Genomic DNA, 1,971 nt, shown 5'->3' on the forward strand with positions numbered 1-1,971 from the left:
TGGTTGATGCCCCGCACGATGACCGTCGGCGGCGTGCCCGGCGTCGCGTCGCTTGGCGCCGGATAGCCGAAGCTTGCGTCCAGCATCGACAACAGCGGGTTCGGGACGTTGAGCGGCTCCTTGAACTCGAAGGTGAACTCCGCATCGGCAAGCACCGGGGCGATCTTTTCCATGCGTTCGAGCGCCTTGACCCGGCTCTGCGCCTGCTTCGCCTTCGAGGCCGTGGCCTTGAAACGGTCGATGAATTTCTGCAAGTGGGCGATCTTGTCTGCCTGCTTGGCCATCGAGGCCTGCTGCAGCAACATCTGCTCGGCGCGCATCTCTTCGAACTTGCTGTAGTTGCCGCCATAACGCACGAGCTTGGCGTTGTCGACGTGCACCGTCACCTGCGTCACCGCGTCGAGGAATTCGCGATCGTGGCTGATCACGACCATGGTTCCCTGGTAGCGCTTGAGCCACGCTTCCAGCCAGACCAGTGCGTCGAGGTCGAGGTGATTGGTCGGTTCGTCGAGCAACAGCAAGTCGGACGGGCACATGAGCGCGCGCGCCAGTTGCAGTCGCATGCGCCAGCCGCCGGAGAAACTGTTGACCGGCTGGCTAAGCTGCGCAGCGCTGAAGCCCAAGCCCTGGATCAGCGCTTCGGCCCGTGCGGGGGCATCGTGTGCGCCAGCATCGTGCAGCTCCATGTAGGCGTGCGCCATGCGCATGCCATCGTCGCTCGCCTCGGCGGCCGCCACTTCGGCCTGCGCGGCCAGCAGCACAGTGTCACCGTCGACTACGAAGTCCGTCGCACTCTGCTCGGTCTCCGGCATCTCCTGCGCGACCTGGCCCATCTTCCACGTAGCAGGAATCGAGAACTCGCCGCCGTCTTCGTGCAGCGTGCCGTTGAGAAGGCCGAAGAATGACGACTTGCCGGCGCCATTGCGGCCGACAAGGCCAATCTTTTCGCCGGGAGTGAAGGTGACGGACGCGCTGTCGAGTACGACATTGACGCCGCGGCGCAGGGTGACATTACGGACGGAAATCATAAGGAGTTACTTCGAAGAGGACACGCATGATAGCCGACCGACGTACAGGGCGGTCTCTTTTCTGGCGGTACGAGTGAAGAGCCGCTTGCGTTTTGCGGCGCCTGCCGGCCACAAAGCAAGGTGGGCACTGGCGCAATGGGCGTTTCGGCTGCGGGGCCACGAACGAACGGTCGGCGCGCGCAACAACGGTCATTTACGTGTAAAGAGCAGGGATTAATAAGTGCACGACCATCCGAGCGGTGCTAGCTATCGGGGAGAGGGTTCGATCACTGTTGCGGCTGCGGGTTGTTGAAGGGGCGCAATTTAGTCGGCGGTTCCTCCAATCCTGTGGACGTCGAGGAGGACTCGAAGCGCTGAAGGTGTCGTAGCCGGTGGTGTGTGCACATCGTTCGTGCGACGTGACAGGTCGTGCTTGCCGTACTGCTCACTCCTTGCTCTCAGGAAAGAGGCATCCGCCTTCACGGACCAGCGCTTTTACCTCCTCGCTCACTTCCATGGGGTTTCGATTCAATCGAGCGATGAACTCCTTGCAGCGTCGCACGTACGACTTCGAATCGTGCTTCGCACTCCAAACGACTATATTGAACACGATGGAAATGAGGTCCAGCCCCTTCTCTGTCAGCTTGTAGAAGTCACGGCGCCTGTCGTCGGGGCTGGGCGCCCGCGAGAGAATTCCTTGCTCCTCAAGAAAGGCAAGGCGGGAAGCAAGGAATCGGCAGCGTTTATATACAATTCTTCCCGTATGCTGCGCACGGACTGCGTGGTCGGAATTAGCTCTACATTCAGCAATCAATCAGTACTAATACTACTGTGTCGTAAATATGCGTGGAGAACACAACAGTATGGGCACCTTTGTAATCGCCTGGAGATGTGGGCAGCAATTCGCCCGCGCAGCGTTGCAATCGAATCAGATACGTGTCGCTGCATGCGCTGAGGAGCCGCG

2 protein-coding genes are annotated in these 1,971 nt (G+C 60.3%); both read right to left on the minus strand.

Translation table 11 applies throughout. The features are described from left to right. The coding region (locus ACRXB1_RS35250; protein ID WP_449494682.1) for an ABC-F family ATP-binding cassette domain-containing protein at positions 1-1,028 on the minus strand (1,028 nt) is incomplete at its 3' end. Positions 1,029-1,452: 424 nt separating this feature from the next. Further along, complete coding sequence (locus ACRXB1_RS35255; protein WP_449494683.1) at positions 1,453-1,821, minus strand: winged helix-turn-helix transcriptional regulator; 369 nt, start codon at positions 1,819-1,821, stop codon at positions 1,453-1,455. Between the last annotated feature and the right edge of the window lie 150 nt (positions 1,822-1,971).

The organism is Caballeronia sp. M23-90, from assembly GCF_053574605.1.